This window comes from Paraburkholderia sp. SIMBA_053, assembly GCF_046534895.1.
Taxonomy (GTDB): domain Bacteria; phylum Pseudomonadota; class Gammaproteobacteria; order Burkholderiales; family Burkholderiaceae; genus Paraburkholderia; species Paraburkholderia caledonica.
Genome location: NZ_JAWRXU010000843.1, coordinates 1 through 265 on the forward strand (window position 1 = coordinate 1; position 265 = coordinate 265).

General features: G+C 59.6%; 1 pseudogene. It reads right to left on the bottom strand.

From position 1 onward, the window contains the following. Positions 1–182, bottom strand: a pseudogene (locus SB753_RS37965) (hypothetical protein); the annotation flags it as partial. Positions 183–265: the final 83 nt, after the last annotated feature.

Genomic DNA, 265 nt, shown 5'->3' on the forward strand with positions numbered 1-265 from the left:
GCGAACACCGCGAGCACCAGCACGGGCAGCACTTGCGCGCCGACCGAACCGGGATGCATCGCGGCCATCGCGCCGAATAGCACGAGGGAGGGCATCGCGGGCACGGGCAGCCCGATGGATGCGGCAAGCACATTGACGAATACGATAGCAGGCCCGTACTGCTCGACGAGATCATGTAGCATCGGCTTACTTTCGTGACCGTTTCGGCCTCGAAGACGACTGGAAGTAACTAAAAGATTATGGACGCATTTTCAACGCGTGCAAG